The following is a 24,650-nucleotide window of genomic DNA, read 5'->3' as shown; positions in this document are numbered from 1 at the left end:
ATCAACGGTAAGGGGGATTAGAATGTCGAAAATATATACGATAGGTCACGCGAATCACTCAGAACAACAATTTATAGATATGCTTCAACAATTTAATATAGAGGTCATTGTGGATATACGTGCATTTAGAGGCAGTAAACGCAATCCTCAATTTAATGAAGACAATATAAGACAATGGCTTACTGAAGCAAATATTGAATATCAGTATAATACGTTGTTAGGTGGTAGAAGAAAAGCCTCTGAAAGTGTAGGTAGAACAATTAATCAAGCTTGGAATAATGAGTCTTTCCATAATTATGCTGATTATACTTTGACAGTGGATTTTCAAGAAGGAATCAAAGCATTAGAAGTATTAGGGCATTCAAAACGTGTAGCTTACATGTGTTCTGAACCACATCCAGCGCGATGTCACAGATTAATTGTGAGTAATTGGCTAGCCGCTCACGAATGGTCTGTACATCATATTATGCTTGATAACCAACAACAAATTATTCAGCAACAACATGAATTAGGACAATGGGGTGCTTTGCCTATTATAGAAGATGATGGATATATTGTTTATCCTGAAGTTGAAAAAGGTAATTAGGATGTTATTGGTTATTACATACCATAGGCACTGCTTGAACTTATAATCTCAAATCACCTCACATTTTAGTAAGAGTATGACATAAAAAAGCAGTTCTCTACATTTTGAGTAGAAAACTGCTTTTATTAGTTCACTGAGGTATTCAAATCTCAAGCGCTTTGCTTTTCCTGGGAAATAAATAATGTGTAGGAATTATTTATTTAGGCTTTATTGACTGAAGCGTCATAAATAGATTCGATTGTTTCACCTAAGATTTTATCAAATTCTTCATCTGATTGGTTTACATTTAAATCATTAATAAGTGCACGAGAGAAGCTAGCAATTAAATCTTTGTTTTGTTTAAGGACTTCATTTGCATGTTCTCTACTGTATCCGCCTGATAGTGCAACAACACGTACAACATTAGCATGGTCAATAAGTGTTTGATATTGGTTAGCTTTTGTAGGGATAGATAATTTTAACATTACAAGTTGATCATCGTTTAATTTGTTTAGTTCTTCTAAGATTGAGTCAGTTAAATATGCTTCAATTTCTTCTTTGTTTTCAGCATTAATATTAACTTCTGGTTCAATGATTGGAACTAATCCAGCAGAGATAATTTGTTTAGCAACATCAAATTGTTGTTTTACAACTAAATCAATACCATCTTTATTAAGTTCTAAAATATTAGAACGCATTTTTGTACCAAAAATTTTGTGTTCGTTGGCACGACTTAATAAAGCATCTAAATCTGGCATAGGTTTCATTAATTGAACGCCATCTTTTTGTTCGTCTAAGCCTTTATCAACTTTTAAGAAGGGAACAACGCCTTTATCAGCTAAGTAATCTCCAGTATGTTTACCGTCTACTTCGCGATCCATCGTTTGTTCGAAAAGAATTGCACCAATAATTTTATCAGCGCTGAATGAAGGTGATGATACAATACGTGTACGCATGTCATGAACGAGTTTGAACATTTCATCTTCGCTATCGTATTGATCTTCAGTAACGCCGTAATCTTTAAGCGCTTTTGGTGTACTACCACCACTTTGATCTAATGCGGCAATGAAACCTTTACCATTTTTCACTTTATCAAATTGTTCTTTATTCATTCTTACCACTCCTTTTACTGTATTCTCTTTTAGTATGATAAAAATTGAAGCATAACGCAAGTTCAAGGCACTTAAGATATTAAAATATAATAAATATTCTATCTAATATAAAAAAATGTACATTAAACTAGGTCATAGGTTTAGTAACTGATATTAAAAATATAGGTGTTGGATTATAAAAAGCATCTTGTTCTTTATATATTCGAGTATATACGCCAGTATCAAGATGAATGGCCTCATATCCTAGTTGTTTTAAGATATTCATGTCATATTGTGGTCTTGATTGGTGATTAATAGGTATGCTTTGTTTGATGGCTTCGCTTTCCCGCAACATTTCATCTCCCAGTGTATTATGTGCGTGATCCGTTGAGATATCTCCGTAATTAATAAAGGAATCTTTGCCATAGTTTCCATCTATATTAATAAGATGACCACTTGGTTTTAACACACGTAACCACTCTTTGTAAGTAGCTTGTGTGTGGGGCAATAGCCATGTCACATTTCGAGCGATAACGACATCAAAAGTTTCATTTTCATAATTTAGATGTTCTGCATCCATGACTTTAAATTGTATACTTTGATTTAATTGTTGTGCATTCTGTTTTGCAGATTGAATCATATCAGGAGCAAGATCAATACCTGAAACTTCAGCACCTTGTTGCGCACATAGGATTGCTAGAAAACCAGCACCTGTACCTATGTCTAAGACTTTTAAACCATCTCTTAATGGAATAATTGCTTCTATTTCTTTCAGCCAAGCTTTTGCATGACTACTTTCTAATTCTGCCTGTTTATCTTTACTAAAAGACTCGGCACGCTTATCCCAATAATTTACAATTTGTTTTTTATCCATTTTTAAAACCTCTTTATTCAATACTTTAGTATTCCTTCTATATTATAGAATACTTTTAACTAAAAGTAAGATAATTTAAAAATACATTGAAATTGATTATCATTATCACTATAATGATTTATATATAGGGAAATATGCATAAATATAAACTTCTAATGGTATTGGAGGTAATTAATCAAGTTTTGAGGGCGTATATATAGCTCTAGGTCTTACAAATTAAACTAAGTTATTCTGACTTAGTTTAGAAAAATGGATATGAACAGGAGATCAGCAATGAATAGAAAATATAGTATCCTAGTTGGGATTGTATTGTCAGCTACATTACTTACTGCATGCAGTTCAAACAGCACAGCGAGTAATTCAGAAGATAAAGAATTAACGAAAGAGGAAAAGCTTGTTACGGATCAAACCAATCGTGAAGTGAAGGTTAAAAAAGATCCGGATAGTATTGTAGTAGGCGGCATACTGCCTTATTTCTCTGCTTGGTTTGTAGGGACGAATTCTACTAAAGAAATTAAGGGATTACATCCTAATGCATATAATGCTGCAGAAAATTCAATGCTAGCTAAAATATCACCTGATGTTAAAAAAGCATCTACTGAATTTGTGAAAAATGGTGATATAAATATAGAAGAATTATCTAAAATCAATCCAGATGTCTACTTTGAACTTGCATCTGAAGAGAAAACCTTAGATAAAGTTGCAGAAAGTGGTATACCTACAATTGGTCTTGAAACTGTAAATGATGAAGATGACGATCCATTGACTACATTTAATAGCTGGTTGGAAGTAACTTCAGACATCAAAGGTGGTAAAACAAGTGAGAGAACTGATAAGTTTATGCAAGAGGGCGAAAAATCTCAAAAAATGATTGATGAAAGCTTGAAAGACACAAAAAAATCAGAGAAACCCAAAGTTTTATTTCTACATCAGCACACAGATAATTCTATCGTTGTAGCTGGATCAAATTTCCATAGTGAAAAATGGATTAAAGCAACGGGTGGCGTTGATGTAGTTGGAGAAGATGGCGTAGAAGGACAAAAAGAAGTTAATATGGAACAAATTTATAAATGGAATCCGGATAAAATCTACATTACGAATTTCACTGAAACACAACCAGAAGATTTAATTGAAAATAAAACAGATGGCCAAGATTGGAGCCAAGTGAAAGCAGTGAAAGATAAAGAGGTATATAAAGTACCATTAGGTATTTATCGTTGGTTCCCACCAAATGGCGATGCCCCATTAATGTTGAAATGGATGGCACAACATAACCATCCAGATAAATTTAAATATAATATGGAAGATGAAATTAAAACATATTATCAAAAATTTTATGATTATGAATTATCGGACAAAGATGTAAAATCAATCTTACATCCATCATCTGATGCTCGCAAAATATTAATATTCGATAACAGTAAATGCAATATAAGATGGCAAAAACAAAATTATAAAAATAGATTATGCGTGTCGACAAAATCTCTGACTTTGTTGGCACTTTTTTGTGCACACGTACCTCTCCTTTTTTAGTTTTGAACGCCATTAATTTAAACTCGAAGTTAGTTTAATCTGAAGCAATTTCAAGGCATTTATATTTATAATTATTTTATGCTTTTTAGTAATATTAACAAAAAGCAAGAAATGTAAAAATTAAACGAAATATTTTTTAAAAAACACCGAATACATAAAGAAAATAAAAAAATAAAATAGAATATATATTCATCTTTATTGTATAAAAATACAGTTAGTTAAGTTTGTAAGATTCATTAATTTCGTTAAGTTTAAACTTAACACTGTGATTGTAGCGATTTCCGTATTCAAATTAATTGTTGTTTTTATATAATTATTCATCTTTTACAAATAACTCGTTTGAATGCAATTTGCATTATTATTTAAAATTCGTTAGGCTCATGTTTGTGAATAATTAAATAGTTCTTGCTAATTTATTAAATTTATTAGCGGTAATTTTACATACAAATCTACTATGAGGGGTGTTCAACAATTGAAAAAGAATAAAGTAATGGATTGGACGACCTTTATAGGGTCTTCCGTAATTTTATTAATTGCAGTAATTCCTATGATGGTTTTTCCAAAGGCCAGTCAAGATATTATTACGAAAATGAATGAAGCAGTTGTAAGTACAATTGGTTCAGTATACTTATTTATTGGCTTAGCAATTTTAATATTTGTTTTGTACATTGCATTTGGAAAATATGGAAATGTGACATTAGGTAAATCTACAGATAAACCTGAATTCAATAATTTTAGTTGGGCGACAATGCTGTTCTGTGCTCGGTATTGCTTCAGATATTTTATATTGGGGCGTTATTGAATGGGCTTTTTACTATCAAGATCCGCCACACGGTGGTAAAGGAATGACAGATAGTGCTTTAAACTACGCTACAATGTATGGCATGTTCCACTGGGGTCCTATCGCATGGGCAACATTTGTATTGCCAAGCACTATGTATTGGTTATCTTATATTCGTGAAGAAAAACCAGTCTTTAAAATCAGCCAAACGTTGAGACCTATTTTAAAAAGCCAAACAGATGGCTTTATTGGACAAGTTACTGATATTATATTTATCTTCGGTTTACTTGGAGGCGCCGCAACATCACTCGCACTTGGCGTACCGATGATTACAGCAGGTATAGAAAGATTGACCGGTTTAGACGGAGATAGTATGGTCATGCGTGGTGCGATTCTATTTATCATAACTGCACTTTTTGCATACAGTTCTTATTCTGGATTGAAAAAAGGCATAAAAGTGTTAAGTGATTGGAACGTTATTCTTTCATTTGTTTTACTTGGTTTTGTGCTGATTGTTGGCCCAACTGTGTTTATTATGGAAACAACCATAACAGGTATGGGTAATATGGTGAAAAACTTCTTCCAAATGGCGACATGGATAGAACCATTCGGAGGTATCGGTGGACGTAAGGAAACGAACTTCCCACAAGATTGGACAATATTCTATTGGTCATGGTGGATTGTATATGCACCGTTTATTGGATTGTTTATTGCACGAATTTCTAAGGGACGAACTATGAAAGAAGTCGTTCTAGGTACGATAATATACGGTACTTTAGGCTGTATGTTATTCTTTGGTATTTTCGGTAACTATGCAGTTTATTTACAATTAACTGGAGCGTTTGATGTTGTTCAGAATTTAAACACGCATGGTACAGAAGCAACTATAATTGAAGTGTTGCATCAATTACCATTCCCTAACTTAGTTATTATTTTATTCTTACTTTCTGCGGTACTGTTCTTAGCAACGACTTTTGATTCTGGGTCTTATATTTTAGCAGCAGCATCTCAGAAAAAAGTGGTTGGAGAACCTTTGAAAGCAAACCGTTTATATTGGGCATTCGCTTTATGTTTATTACCATTTGCATTAATGCTTGTTGGTGGTGAGCGATCATTGGAAGTGTTGAAAACAGCTTCCTTACTTGCTAGTGTGCCAGTACTCATTGTCTTCGTCATGATGATGATCTCGTTCTTACGGACATTAAATGAGGATCGACTCAAACTTGAGCGCCGTGCGGATAAATATAAAGAAGTAGAACGACGCTCACTGAGAATTACACAGGTGAGAGAAAAGAAAAATGACGACAACTTATAGATAAAAATATATAAAAAGCAGTGGAGCATCTATGACGATAGATTGCTTTACTGCTTTTTTGTAGTGGAGATGGAAGTGGATTGTGACGTATCAAGAATTTTAAATGCGTATTTTTACATCGTTTTTTCACTAAATATAGTGAACTCAATAATGAAAGTGTATCTGGAAATGAAAAAATGACAGCTAGATATCTAAAGAGAAATCTAACTGCCATTTTTCGATTGTATAATTACTCTGAAATAATGAAATAAGTGTTATTTCTTATTTTCTGGAATAGGGAAGTATTTAAATATTTCGCCACTTTCGATTGCTTGGCCCAAATTATCTAACCAATCATAGTAAGGCAATGTATCAATTAATTGTGCTTTGACTTCGCTAGCTTCTGTCTTTGTAGCCGCATCAGCATTTTTGTCATTGATGACCTTATCAAGGATAGCTACTGATTCATGAACAGCCTCAGAGTTAATTACAATTTCTCTTTTCCATTTGCGGGTAAAGAAGTTACTAAAGAAATTGAAAAAGTCTTTTTCAGCAATGAAATGTTGTTTTCTACTGCCACGTGTAAACTGTTGTTTGACAAGATCGAATTCTTGGAGTCTTTTAACTCCGAGCGCTCATACTAGGTTTGCTCATTTGTAGTTGTTCACGCATTTCATCTAACGTCATGCTGTCTTCAAAGAGCATAGTACCAAATAAATTACCTACACTTCTGTTAATCCCGTATAGGTCCATCGTTTCACCAATTGCGTTGATGACAATGTCTTTAGCTTCATCCAATTGCTTATCAGGGTTGTTTGAATGTACCACGATGTACACCTCCGATAAATTTTTATACAAATTCAAGCTATTGATGATTAAGGAATTCAAAATAACTATATTTTTATAATTATACAAATCCATAACCAGCTTATAACTAAACTCGTTTGACACCCTTTCGATTACTATGCTAACATAAAGCTTGTAAAATTCGTTAAATAAAAATTTAACAAACTTAACGGAGGTAATTTTCATGGAACTTTTAAATCAATTATCTCGTCGTCAATATATTGATGGTGAGTGGGTAAATAGCTCGAACGAAGAAACAAGAAAAATTATTAATCCATATAACCAAGAAGTCATTTTTGAAGTCGCAGAAGGTACTTCAGAAGATAGTGAACGTGCCATTTTAGCTGCAAGAAATGCATTTGAAGGCAGTGAATGGTCTCAAGAAACAAGTGAATCTAGAGGTAAAAAAGTAGGCGCAATTGCTGACTTAATCGTAGAACACCGTGAAGAATTAGCAAGACTTGAGACATTGGATACAGGTAAAACATTAGAAGAATCATATGCGGACATGGACGACATTGCGAATGTATTTCATTATTTTGCTGGTTTAGCTGATAAAGATGGTGGCGAAATGATAGATTCACCAATTCCTAATACTGAAAGTAAAGTGATAAAAGAACCAGTAGGTGTTGTCACACAAATCACACCATGGAACTACCCTTTACTACAAGCTTCATGGAAGATTGCTCCAGCATTAGTTACAGGCTGTACGCTAGTTATGAAGCCAAGTGAAATCACACCGCTAACAACAATTCGTGTATTTGAATTGATGGAGGAAGTTGGCTTCCCTAAAGGTGTTATTAACTTAGTCTTAGGTAAAGGTTCTGAAGTAGGAGAGCCGTTATCATCTCATAAAGAAGTAGACCTAGTATCTTTTACAGGTGGTATTCAAACAGGGAAACATATTATGAAACAAGCTGCTAACCACGTAACGAATGTTGCATTAGAGCTTGGTGGTAAAAATCCTAATATTATTTTTGATGATGCTGATTTTGATCTTGCAGTCGATCAAGCTTTGAATGGTGGTTTTTTCCATGCGGGCCAAGTATGTTCTGCGGGCGCAAGAATCTTAGTACACAACGATATCAAAGATAAATTCGAAACAGCTTTAGTTGAAAGAATTAAAAATATTAAATTAGGTGATGGATTTAATCCAGAAACTGAAATGGGTCCAGTTATATCAGCTGAACACAGAGAAAAAATAGAAAAATATATGGAAGTTGCAAAATCAGAAAACGCAACGATTGCTATTGGTGGTAAAAGACCAGAACGTGAAGACTTACAAGATGGCTTCTTCTTTGAACCAACTGTCATTACAGATTGTGATACTTCAATGCGTATTGTACAAGAAGAAGTATTTGGTCCAGTGGTAACAATTGAAGGCTTTTCAACAGAAGCAGAAGCAATCGAACTAGCAAATGATTCAATTTATGGTCTAGCAGGTGGCGTATTCACTTCAGATATCGGTAAAGCTGAACGTGTTGTAAATAAATTGAAGATGGGTACAGTTTGGATTAATGACTTCCACCCATACTTTGCACAAGCACCATGGGGTGGTTACAAACAATCAGGTATTGGTAGAGAACTTGGTAAAGAAGGCTTAGCAGAATATCAAGTTGAGAAACATATTCTACGTAATACGAACCCAGAGCCAGTAAATTGGTTTGGTAAACAATAGGTGATTTACACACAAATATAAAATATTAATAATTAAAAATTTAGGAGGTTTTATCAAAAATGAAAAAATCATATGATTATATCATTATTGGTGGTGGGAGTGCCGGTTCGGTACTTGGTGGCCGTTTAAGTGAAGATGCGTCTAATGAAGTACTTGTATTAGAAGCCGGACGTAGTGACTATTCATGGGATTTATTAATCCAAATGCCAGCGAGCATTAATGTATCCAGCAGGAAATAAACTATATGACTGGATTTATGAAACAAATGCAGAACCACATATGGGTGGCCGTAAAGTTGGACATGCGCGTGGTAAAGTATTAGGTGGTTCAAGTTCAATTAACGGTATGATTTATCAACGTGGTAACCCATTAGACTATGAAAAATGGGCGCAACCAGAAGGCATGGAATCATGGGACTATGCCCATTGTTTACCATACTTTAAACGTTTGGAAACAACATTCGGTTCTACTAAAGATGATCAGTATCGTGGTCACCACGGTCCAATTAAATTGAGACGTGGACCTGCTAAAAACCCGTTATTCCAAGCATTTTTCAATGCTGGTGTTGACGCAGGTTATAATAAAACACCAGACGTTAATGGTTTCCGTCAAGAAGGCTTTGGACCTTTTGATAGTCAAGTGCATAATGGTAGACGTGTATCAGCGTCAAGAGCTTACTTGCATCCAGCTATGAAACGTAAAAACTTAGACGTACAAACGCGTGCATTTGTAACTAAATTAAATTTTGAAGGTAATAAAGTAAATGGTGTAACATTCAAGAAGAATGGTAAAGAACATACAGTGAATGCGAAAGAAGTTATTTTATCAGGTGGCGCAATTAACTCTCCACAATTATTACAATTATCTGGTATTGGTGATTCAGAACACTTACGTTCAGTTGGTGTTGAACCTCGTTTACATTTACCAGGCGTAGGAGAAAACTTTGAAGACCATTTAGAAGTATACGTGCAACATGCATGTAAACAACCAGTTTCAATGCAACCTAGCCTTAATAAGTTGAAGATGCCATTCATTGGCTTGCAATGGATTTTAGGTCGTAAAGGTGCGAGCAGCATCTAACCACTTCGAAGGTGGTGGATTTGTACGTTCAAATGACGAAGTAGATTATCCAAACTTAATGTTCCACTTCTTACCAATTGCAGTAAGATACGATGGGACTAAAGCGCCACATGCTCATGGTTACCAAGTACACGTAGGTCCAATGTATTCTAACTCTCGTGGTTACTTGAAGATTAAATCTAAAGATCCATTTGAAAAACCAGATTTCGTATTTAACTACTTATCTACTGAAGAAGATAAACGCGAATGGGTTGAAGCCATCAAAGTAGCTAGAAACATCTTGTCTCAAAAATCTTTAGATCCATTTAATGGTGGAGAAATTTCTCCAGGACCTGAAGTACAAACAGATGAAGAAATTATTGAATGGGTTAAACGTGATGGCGAAACAGCATTACACCCATCATGTAGCTGTAGAATGGGACCAAGCATCAGACGAAATGTCAGTTGTTGATCCTGAGACATTCAAAGTACATGGTATGGAAAACTTACGTGTTGTAGATGCATCTGTAATGCCGCGCACTACAAACGGAAATATCCACTCACCTGTATTAATGATGGCAGAAAAAGCATCAGACATTATCCGTGGTAAAAAACCTATGGAACCAGAAAACGTTGATTTCTATCGTCATGGTGTACATGACAAAGATGCGGGAACAGTAAAATAAAAGCAATGAACCAATCTATATAATTTAAAAACAGCAACTGGTGAAGTCATAAATTTAATGATTTTCACCAGTTGCTTATTATTTGTAGCTGTTAAAATGATACTGCTTTAGAGTTGTAAATTACAAAGAGAACTATTGATCCAATAGTTAAATAGGACTTTGATATTGATTAAATGGAAGTAGCGTGATTGGTAAAAGCGTTAATATAAAAACGATTAACTTTCCAAGTGCTTCGATTTAGGGAAGGAGTATTATGGCTTATTTATATTTATTGATTGCTATTATTACTGAAGTAACAGGCACTGTTTCACTTAAGGCTTCTGAAGGTTTTAGTAAATTATACCCAAGTTTATCAGCAATCATCTCATTTATGATTTGTTTTTATTTTTTTAGTTTAGCTATGAAATATCTACCGTTAGGCTTAAGTTACGCCACTTGGGCTGGTTTGGGATTAGTACTAAGTACAGTACTCGCAGTCGTTTTATTTAATGAAAACCTAAATCTCACAGGCATCATAGCAATCGTGTTTATACTCATAGGTATTGTATTGTTGAACACGATAGGTGTTTCAAAATAAGGAAGTATAGATTTGAATATCATCCTAGATAAGCATAGATATTTTCACTGTCACCAAAAGTGTATAACTTTTTGGTTGGCAGTTTTTTTATATTTTTCATAAATTTATAATGTGCATAATTGATAAGTTTTTATTTGAAGTTGTAATAGGTGTTTTTATGATGAGAATAAGGCTATTATAAACATAAGTTGATATAACAAATTTAAAGATGTGGGGTGTGGCAGAATGGAAAATATTAAAGTACAAATGGTGAGAACACAGTTAGATGACATACCACAGTATGATGTGCCTAAAGGTTTTGTCATTAGGAAATTTCGTAAAGGCGATGAAAAATTATGGGCTTATATAGAAACGCTAGCAGGTGAGTTTACAACTGAGGACATGGCATTAGAAAGGTTTGATAAAGAGTTTGGAGATCATGTAACAGAGATGGAACAACGTTGTATCTTCATTGAAAATGAAGAGCAGGAAGTTGTAGGCACGACTACTGCATGGTATGGCTATTTAGGTGATGATAGTCAAATGATGGGGAGAATTCATTGGGTTGGTATCATACCAAGCATATCAAGGCAAAAAGTTATCTAAGCCATTACTTAGTGCGGCAATGAATATTTTAGCGTTACATCATAATAAAGCTTATTTAACTTCACAAACGATAAGTTATAAAGCCATCAATATGTATCTTGAGTTTGGTTTTAAACCTGTACAATTAGACGATAATTATCACAGAGCTTGGCAGTTATTAGCTCAAAAATTAAATGAAAATAGGGGTGGAAACAAGCAATCAAAATTTGAAATTTGATTGCTTGTTTCCACCCCATAAGGCTAATTTAATAAAGGAATACAAGCGCTGAAACGCTTGTATAAAAACTACTCGTCTTGTTGACCAGTAATTAAATCAGAAATTGCTTTAGACGATTTACCATCTTCTAATGAACAAAAGTCATTATAGAAAGTGTCGATTTTATCTTTGTAATCTACTTTTACCTGGTCTAAGTTTTTCAAATCATCAGCTAATTTATAAGCATCTTGATAAATTGGACCTGGTAAATCTTTATGATAATCAAGATAGAAACCACGTAAATCTTGACCGTATTTATCTAAATCATAAGCGAAAAAGAACTGTGGTCTTTTTAGTACGCCGTAATCAAACATGACTGACGAATAATCTGTGATTAAACAATCTGAAATCAAGTATAATTCAGAGATGTCACTGTAATTTGAAACGTCAATTGCAAACTCTTCATAACCTCTTAAATCGAGGGCATTAGAAATTAGGTAATGCATTCTTAATAAAATCACATATTCGTCACCTAATTGTTCATGTAAGTTATCTAAGTCTATTTTCAAATCAAACAAGTATTTACCTTTTTTAACAAATTCATCATCTCTCCATGTAGGAGCGTACATAATCACTTTCTTATCTTCAGGTAAATTTAAGTTTTCTTTGATTTCTTGAAGATAGGCTTCGTCTTGTGAACGATTAACTAAAACGTCATTTCTAGGATAACCAATTTCTAGAATTTGTTCTGGGTTCATCCAGAATGCTGTTTCAAATATTTTTGATGAATAAGCATTTGGTGAAACGAGATAATCCCAACGATTTGTTTCTTCTCTGAAGTTGCGTTTATAACGATCTGTTGTTGTTCCAGGCATACGAATGACTTTCATATCGTTTGCCAAGCGTTTTAATGGCGTACCGTGCCAAGTTTGGATATAGACTTGGTTAGGCTTTTTATTTAGAAACAGTGGGAGCCTAGCATTTGATACCCAATATTTTGCTCTAGAATAAGCATCATAGTATGCTTTAGAATTTTTTCGAACCTTTTTTGCTGGGCCTGGTATTTGTATGCTGTCAGGCTTTTTTAATACCCATATAAATTCATAATTCGGATGATGTTTCATCATATATTCATAAACATATTTAGGACTATCGCTGTAATTTTTACCACCAAAAGCTTCAAATACAATTGTTTTTGGATTAACTTTATTTTCAGAATCTGTCAATTGGTAAAGTGCACGATGTTTATTTTTTCTGCGTAAAACAACATTTTTAGCTAATCTTGCTTTATTTCTAAGCTGATTAATTTTAAATGCTGATTTTCTCTTATTAAACATAAGCATGAGTGCTTCAGCGATAAATAAAGGTTTTTCATTTTTGAAAATTGTAGGAAAGAGTTGTCTTGTAACGCTTGGTAATAACTCACTATTTTGTTCATATCTTTCAGGTGTTTTTCTCAACGAAGGCTCAAACGAATATTTAAATAAATTTTTCATTTTATTTTTTATGAAACGTTTGTTTTCTTTTAAAGGTGCGCGTTGGATAGAATCTGAAAAACTATAAACATAATCGTTGAAGACGATGCCGAAATCTTGTTTAGATAACCTTGGTTTTAAGAATGGGTCATAAACTTCGCCTTTGATATAAAATGGGAAGCGACTCACACGTACAAAACCGTTTGAGTATTTTATGAAATCTAATATGAAAGACCAGTCAATAAAGACATCTAAGGCTTCATTAAATTGTAAATTATGTCCACGTGCGATAGCCGTTTTAAAGACAATATTACATGCTGAATTTTTGCGTAAAAATTGATTTGATTTAGTTTTCGTATCTAAATAGTCTACACGCACTAAGTCTTGGTCTATATATTGTGGTATATCAAGTGTAAATGAATGTATTGGTGAAATAAGTGCGTCAAATTGATTTATTTTTTTCATATAAAATGCAAGTGCATAAGAAGCTAAATAATCATCTGAATCAATGAATATAAAATATGGTGCATCTACTTCTTGCATGGCAATATTTCTTGCATGTGCATGACCTGTATTTTGTTGTAAATCAATTTCTTTTATTGGTATATCCCAATTTGCAATACTTTGTGTTGCGATTGTTTTTGAATTATCAGTTGAACCATCATTAACTAAAATTAACTCAAAATCTTGAAATCTTTGTTTTTTAAGACTAGTTAAACATCTTTCTATATAGTCTTCTGAGTTGTAATAAGTCACTATGACAGATATAGACTTCATTATTTATTCCCTCTTTTTAAAAAATTTTCTCTTTATATTTTGATATAAGGTAGAATATATCGAACTTTTTATAATATTTTCAACTATTGATAATAGCGTTGTAAGTTATTGAAATGCTCTATTAAAAAAACAATGGTTGTCAATCATCGGATGATCTGTTGATTGTAAAGCATCCATTGTATCATGTACAGTATTCACATTTGAAAAATAGGTATTTGTATATTACAAAAACCATCTTAATAATATAGTGAAGCCGCCTGTAATTAATGGTATATAGATAAAGTCACTATCCTATTTTACTATAAAAATACAATATATCCAGTAGTTAATAAGAATTCTATTGATATTAAAGTTGTCAGACGATAAAGTTTTTATTGTGCAAAGTCTTGAAATTAATTTCTTTTGATTTAGGGTATTGTCAAAGTAATAAAAATTATTTGAAATGTAAAGTGATATAACAATGATTGTAAGTATTTACAATGAAAGTGTGTTGAAGAAAGGGTGCATAATAATGACAATTAGAAAAGCAAACCAAGAAGAATTGAAAATAATCAATGAGACGATACCGACTGTATTTAAAGAAGCAATAACAGCAGACTTTGACTTATCAGATCATGCGATGAGATCAGTGTCAAAACAGTTAATAAGCGAAGGTGCTGAATATTATGTATTAATAGAAGAATCACACATGAAAGGTTTCGTACTTATAGATGACAAAACAGATTATTTTATTCAAGAAGAGTATGGATTTATATATGAGTTGTATGTATTTGATGAATATAGAAGACACGGGGTCGCTGAAGAATTAATACAATTTGTCGGCGAGTATTTTAAAGCGAAAAATATCAAAGAAGTAAGGCTGAATGTTTTTGCGAATAACTTTGCTAAAAAATTATACGAAAAAATGGGTTTTTGTGATAGAAATATAACGATGTCTATGCAAATAACAGATTAGAACAACTTGTGATTTTGCACTCGTGAAGTTTAAGTGAATGAATTGTATTTAATTAAAAAGAGTATAATAGATTTTTTGAAAAACGTATCCTTATATTAAGTTTCTGATGAAGTATTGTTCATGATTATTTAAGTTCTCGTTACTATTTATTTCATTCTCAAACAGATGATTTGTAAATATAAATAAATTGAGTATAATTTGATTTTGTTAAAAATAGTTAAGGAGAAATGAATAATGATTAATAACGACTTTGAAGATATAGTAATGAATAGAAAATCTGTAAAACTTTTTGATGAGCAAGTTAAAATACCAACTTCAGAAATGGATGAAATGATTCAAAAAGCAACAAAAGCACCGTCATCAGTGAATATGCAACCATGGCGCTTTTTAGTTGTAGAAAGTGATGAAGGTAAAGATAAATTACGTCCACTTATACGTTTTAATACACGTCAAAATGATACTTCGTCCGCAATGGTAGTTATCTTTGGGGATATGCAAAGTCATGAATACGGTGAAGAAATCTATAGTAACGCTGTTAAGCAAGGGTTAATGCCCGAAGATGTGAAAGATGAATTGCTTGGGAAAGTATTACCTTTCTATAGAAGTTTAGAAAAAAGTGAAATGAACGATATTATAAAAATTGATGGTAGTCTAGTCGCTATGCAATTCATGTTAGTTGCCAGAGCTTATGGTTATGATACGAATCCAATAGGTGGATTTGAAAGTGATCAAATAGCAACAACCTTTGATATAGATTCAGAACGTTATGAACCTGTCATGATTATAGCGATAGGAAAAGCAAAAAATCCTGCTCATGGTTCATATCGTTTACCAAGAGAAACAATTACTAAGCACGTATAATATTATAAGCTGAATCCAATTGGGGCTGAGACATAAATTTATGTCTGAGCCCCAATTATTATATTGTTAAAGAAGTTTGAGTTTATTGTAAATACTCTATAATAAATTGAGATATTTAATTATAATAGAATTAATATATGTAATATGAATGTTTTTTGAAATGGTCAAAGGGGGAAAGCTATGTGGAAATATAAAATAATGATGACACTGTTATTTACTGTTTTTATATTTTTTAGTGGACTATGCTTGCAAGACCAAAAGCAATTAGTAGATAAAATTTCATTTTATGCAGTTGGAGATAATTTAATCCATCCAGTAGTTTATCAGGATGCATTACAAGATGATAATAGTTTCGACTTTAAACCTATGTATGAATACTTACAAGAAGACATTAAATCTGCGGATATTTCGTATATAAATCAAGAATCACCAATTGGTGGAGATGAAAAAGGATTTTCAGGCTTCAAACAATTTAATACGCCGACGGATATAGCGGATGATATCGTTGATGTGGGGTTTGACATCGTTAATGGTTCGAATAACCATGCGCTTGATCAAGGGACCGATGGATTGCTGAATGAGATAAATTTATGGGGAAAATTTGACGATATTTTATATACTGGCGCGTTTAATTCACAAAAAGAGAGAAACCATATACCCGTTGTTGAGAGGAATGGAATCAAAGTTGCACTATTAAGTTATACATATGGCACAAATGATATTTCTCCTGAAAAACCGTATCATATCAACTATTTTGATGAAGCTCAGATTAAAAAAGATGTAGCGAAAGCTAAAACACAAAGTGATGCGGTTATTGTGTCGGCACATTGGGGAAGTGAAGGTAAACATAAACCAACGCGCAAACAGAAAAAATATGCTGAAGTATTTGCAAATGCAGGAGTAGATGTTGTAATTGGGACACATCCTCACGTCATCCAACCTATAGAATGGGTAGAAGGTAAAGACAATCATAAGACACTTGTAGCTTATTCCCTGGGAAATTTTTTGAATGGGCAAACTACTGGTGATGAAAGTAATGTATTAGGGGGTAATATTCGTTTTAATATTGAGAAATTGCCCAAGGGTGTAACGATTAAAGATGTTAAATGGCAATCTTTAATTACGCATTATGAAATAGCTCATCCGCTAGATGACAACACAAGACATAGTTTTAAAATGTATCCACTCAAAAGATACGATGATAAGTTAGCAAAACGACACGCATTAAGCTATGATCACGAAAATGACGTTACGAAACAGCGTTTAGAAACAATTACTAAAGATGTCATCGATAAACAATATTTAACTCCGGATAGTTACTAATATATGTGTCTGTTAATAATATTTAATGAGTAGAGGGATCTTCCAAAAATTGGAGATCCCTCTTTTTTATATTAGTAAAACTAGTATTTACTTTTTAACGTATGACTTTTTTAGCTAAATCAGTGATGTATTTGAAGAAAGCATCATGTTCAACGTGGTCAACAACTGAAATAGCTCTACCATTTAAGTTGTCAATATACGTTTGGCCTTGGCCGGCACCTTCAGTATGTACAGATACATTTACGCTATGTTGGTGAACGAGTTCAGGCATGCCAATGTAAGCTGTTGTTAATACATCCCATAAGAAGTAAGTAGAATTCGTTTGGAAATGTGTTAATGGTGGGACAGCGAGCATAGCTTACACCTAAGAAATCTACACCAGGATAATGACGTTCGTTAGCCCATGCTTGTCTAACATCCCATGTCATAGGCACTTGATTCGTGCTTTCTAAAGCTACCATTTCTATTTTGATATCCGTATCAAACACAATTTGAACAGCTTCAGGATCCCAAAAAGCATTCCATTCAGCTGTACCATCATGTTCAGGTTCTTCTACATTACCTTTATCTAAAAATGTACCACCCATCCACACAAGGCGGTCGATATTCTGAACAATAGTAGGCTCTACTGTGATAGCTTTGGCTAAATCTGTTAAGGGTCCTGTAAAAAGTAAAGTGACTTTTTGAGAATGGTCTTGTAATTTATCTATAATATCTCGGTAAGCAGGCTGTTTTAATAACAAAGATTGTTGGTTTGATGATTCGTTTAAAATAGGTAATGCATCCATAAAAAATGCATGCATTCGCCAATCTTTTGGAAAAGGATGTTTACCACGTTCTTTTGAAGCGGCCACATGTATTGGTTGGTCGGAGAAGCGGTTAATTATTTTTTGAGATGCACTTACTGCCGGTTCGATATAACTATCTGCGCCAATTGCGCTTACACCAATAAGCTCTACATCATCCATTTGTATTAAAAGAAATAAAGAGATGAGGTGATCTACGCCGCCATCATGGTTAAAATAAATTTGTTTCATAACTTGAGTGCCTCCATATGTTCATTTTTATGAGGCTATTATACCAAAGAAATCAATATGTTTCGTTCTGAATAATTAATTTAAGAATGATTTTTGAGTTGTAAAAAGTATTTATATAACATAATGTGATTTAAAATGAATTAATTTTATCTAATTGATCTTATTTTTTAATCCATGAAGTCCAATGCTATGGTAATTATAATAAATATAGAGAATAAAGTAGGGTGCTGTATCGTTTTGATATATAAGTATTTATGCATTTTAAACGCAAAATACATGGAACATTAAATTTAAATTGTTTAAAAATTTGTGCACAGGTTATGTTATGTTATATTGATAGACAAAAATTAAGGGGTGTTTTTTTTGTGAAGTTTAAAAAAGAAAAAGTTAATAGGGTAGATTCCGATCAAGCTAAAAAAAGTGTGGTTGCCACAGGTATTGGTAACGCAATTGAGTGGTTTGACTTCGGGCTATATGCGCAATTAGCGGTAGTTATAAGTGCCAATTTCTTTGGTAATTTACCGCAAGAGATGCAAATTGTATCTACATTTGCTGTATTTGCTTTTGCATTTATAGTACGACCGATTGGTGGTATCTTCTTCAGTCATATAGGGGATAAATATGGACGGAAAGTTGTATTATCATCAACAATATTACTTATGGCGGCTTCAACATTGATGCTTGGGTTACTACCAACGCAAGATCAAATCGGTATATGGGCGCCAATTCTATTACTTGTAGTACGTATGATTCAGTCATTTTCAACTGGTGGAGAGTACGCCGGTGCGATGACGTACATAGCAGAATCATCACCAGATAAAGCACGTGGTAAGTTAGGTAGTGGACTAGAAATTGGTACACTCGCAGGTAGTATTATGGCGGCAGTTCTAGCTGGTCTTATGTATGCATTGTTAAGCGATCAACAAATGGCAGACTGGGGTTGGAGAATTCCATTTATCCTTGCTCGCGCCATTAGGTATTGTAGGTATCTTCTTGCGTACAGGATTAGACGAAAGTCCTGCTTATGAATCGACATTAGAAGAACAAGAAGAATTAGAATATTCTTATTTAGATATATTTAAATATTATTGGAAAGATATCATCGTTTGTTTCGTCGGTGTAGCATTCTTAAATGTGGCTAACTACATGGTGCTATCCTTTATGCCATCGTACTTAAACTCAACCATTAACTTAGGGGGCACCATGAGTTCTATACTGAGTACAGTCACGATGTTAGTAATGATACCAGCCGTATTTTTCTTTGGTTGGTACAGTGATAAAGTTGGTAATAAGAAGACGATTTTATTTGGTTTAATTGGCTTTAGTTTATTCTCTGTGCTTGCTTTCTGGCTCATGAGTATTCCAATGATACCAGTCGTTATCTTAGGATTATTTATCATCGCACTATTCATGTCTACATTTGAAGGCGTAATGCCATCAGTGTTACCAAGTATGTTCCATACAAAAGTGAGATTACGTACCTTGTCACTTGTTTATAATATCGGTGCTCGCAATATTTGGTGGTTTGACACCATTTATTCTATCAATGTTAGTACAAACGACAGGTCAAGAAATTTCACCTTCATATTATTTGATGTTTATTAACGTCATCGGACTTATTATTTTCTTAACAATGTTTAAATCAACATCAAATAAATCATTGAGAGGAAATTATCCAAACGTTGAAAACCAAGAAGATTATGAAGACGTCATTCAAAATCCTAAAGATGCACTTTGGTGGGAAGATGAAGTTAAAAAAGATTAATAAAGTGAATTATAAGAATTAAATAATTTCGAAAGGACGCAATGCTTATTCATGGGCATTGCGTCTTTTTTATGTGATGAATCTATAAGAGTGATTTGTAATAATTTGTACAATCGTTAATTAAGCACAATATATTGCACTTAATTAAATAATATCATTGGTATAAAAAGTATAAATATATAATTTAAAAATATGTAAAAAATTATAAAAATTATCAAATTAATTAATTAATATTATAAGTTTTGTGATATTATAAAAGAAATAAAAGTTTATGGGAGGTTGGACGATATGTCAAAGACAGTGAAGATTGTCATAGCAGTCGTTATTGGGGTGTTACTCGTTGTTGGGATAGGTGGTGCGGCTACTTATTATTTCATGAAAAATTCACCGAAGAACACATATTTATTAAGTGAGCAAGAAACCGCTAAGCAAATGCAAGAATACGCTGAGGACCGTTTTGAAAATGAATTTAAATTTCAAGACAAAATGAAAGATGAGTCATATTTAATTAGTTTAGATGCAAGTGCAGATGTACCAGAGAAATTACTTAAATCATCTGATATACCAAAATCTGCAATAGATGCTTCTGGGTTAGGATTTAAAATGGGACATGATCCAGAGAACGAAAAGTCAGTACTAGCATTAAACCCTACTGTAGCCGACAATGAAATTGGGGAGTTTCAATGGGCAGCAGATAAGGACAATCAATATTACTCAGCACCAATTTTAGATGATGTTTACAAAGCTAAAAATGATGAACTCGTAGATGTTTATGAAAAATTAACGGGTGAAAAAGTGGATAGTTCATCAACTAGTTCGTCAAGCAGTTTTTCAAGTAGTTCATCAAGTATGAACAGCAACAATTCAGCAATCACGAATGATACATTGAATTTAAATTCTCTATTATCTGGTACACAAATTTCACAAGAAAAAGTTGAGAAAATTAGTGAACGCTATAGTGAATTAATTATCGATAAACTTGATGATGATAATTTTGAAAAAGAAGACGATAAGATCGATGTGGATGGCGAAGAGAAAGATACGAATAAAGTAACAATGAATATTAGCAAAGCTGAAACGAAATCAATTTTGACAGCAGTTTTAGAAAAAGCTAAAGAAGATAAAGATATTAAAGGCATTGCAGAAGACCAATTTAATGCTGAAGAATATGATGATTCAATTGATGAAGCTTTAGAAGAAGTGAAAGATGCTGATAAAGATGAATTCCCAAGTATTAAATCTGTAATATGGGAAGATGATAATCAAATTCTTAAACGTGATTTAAGATTGAAAGATAACAGCGGTGCTGAAATTAAATTAGAGGGTACAAGTCTAATCGAGGATGACAAGTTAGTTATGGATTATAACGTATCTGCTGATGAGGCTAAGATTTCGCTTAAAGGTGAGTCAACAAAAGATGATGATAAGTATGAAGATAAATATACTTTAGGTTTTGATGATGGTATTAAAGAATCAGATATCAAAGTTACAAATAAAGAAACAGTGGACGGTAACAAACGTACTGATAAAGGCGATGTCGAAATCAGTGCAAACTACGATGAAACTACAATTGAATATGAAAATAAATTAGAGACTGATGTGAAGAATAATTCACAGAAACAAGATCTCGACATTACTACAGAAGTTCAATATGAACCTGTTACAGTTAACATCAAAGGCGAAACTAAACTTAAAGAAGACATTAAGTTTGATAAAGCCGGTGCGAAAGACTTAAATACAATGTCTAAAAGTGACTTCAGTAAATTACAAAAAGAAATTTCTGATAATGCTCGGAGACATCTTGAAAGATGTTGTGAAAGATCTTGAAGATAAATAAGCATTGCAAGAATTTAAACTAAACTAAAATATTAATGAAAGGAGTGGTTAAATGAGAACATTACAATTGTTTCGCATTTACCACTCTTTTTTATTGAAAAAATGGCATTTATTTTTATATTTAGTGTTAATTATCATTGGTTTGTTTTCAACCTTACTTGTCATACAACAATTTAATCAAGATGATTCCAAATTTAGAATTGGTGTTGTAGATCGCGATCAATCGACAGAAACTGCATTAATACTTAAATCGATGGGCGATGGGACAAACTTAGGCAAAGATATTAGTATCAAGCGCTATAATAAACACGAAGCACACCAATTGTTAAAAGCTCAGAAGTTAGAAGGATACTATGTGTTTGAAAAAGGAATGACTAAGTCATTTTATAAAAATGGTAACTTGCCTATTTCAGTTTATACATATGATAAACAATCGACTAAAAGTTTAGTTATTAATCAATTAACAGGTTCAGTGTACAATCGACTCATGTTGTCTATGGGTGGGGGACTCGCTTATACATCACTTGCAGAGGATGCAGGAAAAGAAGACACGATGCTTTTATTAACAGACTTATTGTTTACAGGGTTAAATCGTACAGGTGGATTTGATTATAAACCTGTACAAATATACGATACTGCGAGCTATTATGTGATAACCGGCTATTTAGCGTCTATTTTTATCTTCGCTTTATCATTATTTTCAATTTTAAAAATGAATCAAGTAACAGCACTGAAATCTAGGTTAAGTATGTATCATTTTTCATTTGAGAAACTGACGCTTATTCGAAGTTTATTTACATTATTTTATACAAGTATCTGGGCTGTAGTTGGCTTGTTTTGGATGCTCAATGTATTGCCGAATGATTTTGAAAGCTACAATTGGTCTACTGTAGTGATTCAACTCATATATTATATCTTGATGTTGATAATCTGGCTGACGATTATTGATTTAATATCATCTAAATGGATGAATTATATTTTGAAAAGTATATTCAGCATTATCATATTGTTACTATCAGGTCTAATCATACCTACTATATATTTCAAGCATTTATTCAATGGTATTTTCACGGTACAACCATTTAGTTTTGTAACAAATCAAATGTTGGAAATCATATTAAATAATTACATTTTAGAAACGCCGCTCATGTTTTATATTAGCTTTCTATTATCATTTGTTGTATTAATATTTGTCATTGTTGGGAGGTATCGTAAATGATTCAACCTTACCTTTTTATCGTAATTGTAAAACAGTGGAAACAATACGTGTTACTAGCGCTACTATTATTATGTACCTTATTAGCGGTGTGGGGCGTATATAAGACACTCAATCAATCGTTTCAAATACCAGTGGCAGTCCAAGATCAAGAACGTTCGTCAGCATCTAAAAATTTGATTGAAGCTATAGATGGCAATGAATTTGTGCAAGTAGAGCATGTGCCGCTTGAGGAAGCATACATTGAGGAACGCGTTACTAGAAAAGAAGCGGTAGTCAGTTTGCAAATACCAGAAAATTATAGTGACAAGTTGCATAGTAATCATTTAAAAGATGCACTAACCCTATATGGCAGAGATGACTTTATTGGAGATATTACGTTAGAAATGATTAGTCGTTCTTTGTATGAACAGCAAATACCTAATATAGTGAAGTCGCACTTAGAAGATAATGATCAAGATACTTCGTTAAAAGCAGTTAATAGAAAATTAAATCAAGAAACACCAGAATCAAAGATTGCGCATTATGTTATTAATCACAGTTCTAATACTTCTATATCATTAAGTATTGTCTTTGCAATTTTATTATGCGTCAGCAGTGTTCAAATTGTGTTACATCAAAGATTGAAACAAAATGGTGCGCTGGCAAGACTGTTTATGTTCCGCTATAGTCGCCTTAAATTGTTTGGCACATATGTTATTGCACATACTATGATATTAATGGTTTTATTAAGTGTGACAGCAGTCGTGTTTCAGCAAAATTTATCGTTGATGTTTTATGTGAAATCGCTATGGGTTATTTTAATTTATGAATTAGGCGTAGCTTGGCTATTATTTAAAGTAAATACATTAAGTCATAGACTATTTATGACACTTATATATGCACTGGTGATGGGTTTAATTTATATCTTCATACAATTATAGGAGTGATAAGATGATAGAATTACAAAATATCAAAAAACATTACCGTAGTAAAAGCATCTTTGAATCGCTAGATATGACATTTGAAGATAAACAGTTAACTATTTTACTTGGTGAAAATGGGGCTGGAAAATCCACTTTGTTAAGAATGGTTTCAGGATTAGAGGAAGCGGATTATGGCAATATTACTTACTTTGGTGACCAAGTTGCAAAAAAGCAACTTCAAGATATGATCGGTTATGTACCTCAAGATATTGCGTTATTTGAACACATGACAGTAAATGAAAATATCAATTGCTTTAAGGCATTATGCAAAAATCCTATAACCGAAGACACGATAAACCAGTATGCTTCCCAACTTCATTTAACAGATAGAACAGTTGCTGTGTCGAAACTATCAGGTGGCACGAAAAGAAAAGTGAATGTATTAATAGGACTTTTAAGCAACCCGCAAATATTAATATTAGATGAACCAACTGTAGGTATAGATTTGAAATCAAGATATGATATTCATAGCTTGCTCAATAAAATGAAAGCACAATGTCTGATTATATTAACCACACATCATTTAGACGAAGTAGAAGCGTTAGCAGATCGCATTAAAGTGATCGGCACTGATCCGTTCTATAGAGATATTCTGAAAGATAAGCAATGGCATTTTGATACGTATCATAAATAAAATTAAAAAGCATATCCGTTATTGTTATAAAGCGACTTATA

At 32.9% G+C, this 24,650-nt stretch carries 18 protein-coding genes and 4 pseudogenes; 17 read left to right on the top strand and 5 right to left on the bottom strand.

The annotated features are described in order from the left end of the window. Positions 1-22 precede the first annotated feature (22 nt). Positions 23-586: a DUF488 domain-containing protein gene (locus tag ABLV95_RS11215; RefSeq protein WP_427706069.1), complete on the top strand. Its 564-nt coding sequence runs from the start codon at positions 23-25 to the stop codon at positions 584-586. Positions 587-786: 200 nt separating this feature from the next. Here ABLV95_RS11215 and ABLV95_RS11210 read toward each other — a convergent pair whose 3' ends face one another. Together ABLV95_RS11210 and ABLV95_RS11205 are read right to left on the bottom strand one after the other, a co-directional pair. Further along, positions 787-1,677 (bottom strand): fructose bisphosphate aldolase, encoded by an 891-nt coding sequence (locus ABLV95_RS11210; RefSeq protein WP_069816577.1) that lies wholly within the window; start codon positions 1,675-1,677, stop codon positions 787-789. A gap of 127 nt (positions 1,678-1,804) precedes the next feature. Continuing rightward, positions 1,805-2,530 (bottom strand): class I SAM-dependent methyltransferase, encoded by a 726-nt coding sequence (locus tag ABLV95_RS11205; RefSeq protein WP_460875713.1) that lies wholly within the window; start codon positions 2,528-2,530, stop codon positions 1,805-1,807. 273 nt (positions 2,531-2,803) lie between these two features. Between ABLV95_RS11205 and ABLV95_RS11200 the strand changes: the two genes are divergently transcribed. From ABLV95_RS11200 to ABLV95_RS11190, 3 genes are all read left to right on the top strand, one after another. Further along, positions 2,804-4,063 (top strand): ABC transporter substrate-binding protein, encoded by a 1,260-nt coding sequence (locus ABLV95_RS11200; RefSeq protein WP_460875711.1) that lies wholly within the window; start codon positions 2,804-2,806, stop codon positions 4,061-4,063. A gap of 472 nt (positions 4,064-4,535) precedes the next feature. After that, the gene (locus ABLV95_RS11195; RefSeq protein WP_460875709.1) at positions 4,536-4,865 is read left to right on the top strand and encodes a BCCT family transporter; all 330 of its coding nucleotides are present in this window, start codon (positions 4,536-4,538) and stop codon (positions 4,863-4,865) included. Further along, complete coding sequence (locus ABLV95_RS11190) at positions 4,822-6,159, top strand: BCCT family transporter (protein ID WP_460875707.1); 1,338 nt, start codon at positions 4,822-4,824, stop codon at positions 6,157-6,159. The genes ABLV95_RS11195 and ABLV95_RS11190 overlap by 44 nt, the downstream gene beginning before the upstream one ends. 254 nt (positions 6,160-6,413) lie before the next feature. Here the strand turns inward: ABLV95_RS11190 and cudC are convergent. Beyond that, positions 6,414-6,966, bottom strand: a pseudogene (cudC, locus tag ABLV95_RS11185) (choline uptake/conversion transcriptional regulator CudC). A gap of 202 nt (positions 6,967-7,168) precedes the next feature. Between cudC and betB the strand changes: the two are divergent. The 5 genes and pseudogenes from betB to ABLV95_RS11160 all read left to right on the top strand — a co-directional run bounded on the left by betB (position 7,169) and on the right by ABLV95_RS11160 (position 11,786). After that, the gene (gene betB / locus ABLV95_RS11180) at positions 7,169-8,662 is read left to right on the top strand and encodes a betaine-aldehyde dehydrogenase (RefSeq protein ID WP_069833103.1); all 1,494 of its coding nucleotides are present in this window, start codon (positions 7,169-7,171) and stop codon (positions 8,660-8,662) included. Between the two features lie 59 nt (positions 8,663-8,721). Beyond that, positions 8,722-10,407 (top strand): annotated as a pseudogene (gene betA, locus ABLV95_RS11175) (choline dehydrogenase). A gap of 253 nt (positions 10,408-10,660) precedes the next feature. Continuing rightward, a complete protein-coding gene (locus ABLV95_RS11170; RefSeq protein ID WP_427706081.1) occupies positions 10,661-10,984 on the top strand; it encodes a DMT family transporter in 324 nt (107 codons plus the stop codon). 225 nt (positions 10,985-11,209) lie between these two features. After that, positions 11,210-11,569 (top strand): hypothetical protein, encoded by a 360-nt coding sequence (locus ABLV95_RS11165; RefSeq protein ID WP_460872092.1) that lies wholly within the window; start codon positions 11,210-11,212, stop codon positions 11,567-11,569. After that, the gene (locus tag ABLV95_RS11160; protein WP_460872091.1) at positions 11,529-11,786 is read left to right on the top strand and encodes a hypothetical protein; all 258 of its coding nucleotides are present in this window, start codon (positions 11,529-11,531) and stop codon (positions 11,784-11,786) included. Before ABLV95_RS11165 ends, ABLV95_RS11160 begins: the two co-directional genes overlap by 41 nt. Positions 11,787-11,854: 68 nt before the next feature. Here ABLV95_RS11160 and ABLV95_RS11155 read toward each other — a convergent pair whose 3' ends face one another. After that, positions 11,855-14,017, bottom strand: coding sequence for a bifunctional glycosyltransferase/CDP-glycerol:glycerophosphate glycerophosphotransferase (locus ABLV95_RS11155; protein ID WP_427706085.1), 2,163 nt, complete (start codon positions 14,015-14,017; stop codon positions 11,855-11,857). Between the two features lie 511 nt (positions 14,018-14,528). On the opposite strand from ABLV95_RS11155, the gene ABLV95_RS11150 reads away from it, so the two are divergent. The 3 genes from ABLV95_RS11150 to ABLV95_RS11140 all read left to right on the top strand — a co-directional run bounded on the left by ABLV95_RS11150 (position 14,529) and on the right by ABLV95_RS11140 (position 17,156). Next, the gene (locus ABLV95_RS11150; RefSeq protein ID WP_069816593.1) at positions 14,529-14,972 is read left to right on the top strand and encodes a GNAT family N-acetyltransferase; all 444 of its coding nucleotides are present in this window, start codon (positions 14,529-14,531) and stop codon (positions 14,970-14,972) included. Positions 14,973-15,206: 234 nt separating this feature from the next. Continuing rightward, on the top strand, positions 15,207-15,833 hold the full coding sequence (locus ABLV95_RS11145; RefSeq protein WP_460875704.1) for a nitroreductase family protein: 627 nt from the start codon (positions 15,207-15,209) through the stop codon (positions 15,831-15,833). Between the two features lie 180 nt (positions 15,834-16,013). Then, positions 16,014-17,156: a CapA family protein gene (locus tag ABLV95_RS11140; protein ID WP_427706087.1), complete on the top strand. Its 1,143-nt coding sequence runs from the start codon at positions 16,014-16,016 to the stop codon at positions 17,154-17,156. 94 nt (positions 17,157-17,250) lie between these two features. On the opposite strand, the pseudogene ABLV95_RS11135 reads toward ABLV95_RS11140, so the two are convergent. Then, a pseudogene (locus tag ABLV95_RS11135) lies at positions 17,251-18,193 on the bottom strand (nucleoside hydrolase). 365 nt (positions 18,194-18,558) lie between these two features. Between ABLV95_RS11135 and ABLV95_RS11130 the strand changes: the two are divergent. The 5 genes and pseudogenes from ABLV95_RS11130 to ABLV95_RS11110 all read left to right on the top strand — a co-directional run bounded on the left by ABLV95_RS11130 (position 18,559) and on the right by ABLV95_RS11110 (position 24,609). After that, positions 18,559-19,958, top strand: a pseudogene (locus tag ABLV95_RS11130) (MFS transporter). A 288-nt stretch (positions 19,959-20,246) separates the two neighbouring features. After that, on the top strand, positions 20,247-21,785 hold the full coding sequence (locus ABLV95_RS11125; protein WP_460875702.1) for a hypothetical protein: 1,539 nt from the start codon (positions 20,247-20,249) through the stop codon (positions 21,783-21,785). 61 nt (positions 21,786-21,846) lie between these two features. Beyond that, positions 21,847-23,013, top strand: a complete 1,167-nt coding sequence (locus tag ABLV95_RS11120; RefSeq protein ID WP_427706093.1) for an ABC transporter permease — start codon at positions 21,847-21,849, stop codon at positions 23,011-23,013. Next, positions 23,010-23,933: an ABC transporter permease gene (locus ABLV95_RS11115; RefSeq protein WP_427706095.1), complete on the top strand. Its 924-nt coding sequence runs from the start codon at positions 23,010-23,012 to the stop codon at positions 23,931-23,933. Before ABLV95_RS11120 ends, ABLV95_RS11115 begins: the two co-directional genes overlap by 4 nt. Positions 23,934-23,943: 10 nt before the next feature. Beyond that, positions 23,944-24,609: an ABC transporter ATP-binding protein gene (locus tag ABLV95_RS11110; protein WP_427706097.1), complete on the top strand. Its 666-nt coding sequence runs from the start codon at positions 23,944-23,946 to the stop codon at positions 24,607-24,609. Positions 24,610-24,650 lie beyond the last annotated feature (41 nt).

The organism is Staphylococcus sp. Mo2-1 (assembly GCF_046721385.1).
Classification (GTDB): Bacteria; Bacillota; Bacilli; order Staphylococcales; family Staphylococcaceae; genus Staphylococcus; species Staphylococcus equorum_A.
Note: the sequence above shows the minus strand (reverse complement) of the source record. Positions and strands in the feature narration are given on the sequence as shown.

Excerpts from the sequence above, each read along its gene's own strand:
- ABLV95_RS11205 (WP_460875713.1), bottom strand. The coding sequence starts at position 2,530 with ATGGATAAAAAACAAATTGTAAATTATTGGGATAAGCGTGCCGAGTCT.
- ABLV95_RS11140 (WP_427706087.1), top strand. The coding sequence starts at position 16,014 with ATGTGGAAATATAAAATAATGATGACACTGTTATTTACTGTTTTTATA.
- ABLV95_RS11200 (WP_460875711.1), top strand. The coding sequence starts at position 2,804 with ATGAATAGAAAATATAGTATCCTAGTTGGGATTGTATTGTCAGCTACA.
- ABLV95_RS11155 (WP_427706085.1), bottom strand. The coding sequence starts at position 14,017 with ATGAAGTCTATATCTGTCATAGTGACTTATTACAACTCAGAAGACTAT.
- ABLV95_RS11150 (WP_069816593.1), top strand. The coding sequence starts at position 14,529 with ATGACAATTAGAAAAGCAAACCAAGAAGAATTGAAAATAATCAATGAG.
- ABLV95_RS11145 (WP_460875704.1), top strand. The coding sequence starts at position 15,207 with ATGATTAATAACGACTTTGAAGATATAGTAATGAATAGAAAATCTGTA.
- ABLV95_RS11170 (WP_427706081.1), top strand. The coding sequence starts at position 10,661 with ATGGCTTATTTATATTTATTGATTGCTATTATTACTGAAGTAACAGGC.
- ABLV95_RS11125 (WP_460875702.1), top strand. The coding sequence starts at position 20,247 with ATGTCAAAGACAGTGAAGATTGTCATAGCAGTCGTTATTGGGGTGTTA.
- ABLV95_RS11110 (WP_427706097.1), top strand. The coding sequence starts at position 23,944 with ATGATAGAATTACAAAATATCAAAAAACATTACCGTAGTAAAAGCATC.
- betB (WP_069833103.1), top strand. The coding sequence starts at position 7,169 with ATGGAACTTTTAAATCAATTATCTCGTCGTCAATATATTGATGGTGAG.
- ABLV95_RS11210 (WP_069816577.1), bottom strand. The coding sequence starts at position 1,677 with ATGAATAAAGAACAATTTGATAAAGTGAAAAATGGTAAAGGTTTCATT.
- ABLV95_RS11115 (WP_427706095.1), top strand. The coding sequence starts at position 23,010 with ATGATTCAACCTTACCTTTTTATCGTAATTGTAAAACAGTGGAAACAA.
- ABLV95_RS11215 (WP_427706069.1), top strand. The coding sequence starts at position 23 with ATGTCGAAAATATATACGATAGGTCACGCGAATCACTCAGAACAACAA.
- ABLV95_RS11165 (WP_460872092.1), top strand. The coding sequence starts at position 11,210 with ATGGAAAATATTAAAGTACAAATGGTGAGAACACAGTTAGATGACATA.
- ABLV95_RS11120 (WP_427706093.1), top strand. The coding sequence starts at position 21,847 with ATGAGAACATTACAATTGTTTCGCATTTACCACTCTTTTTTATTGAAA.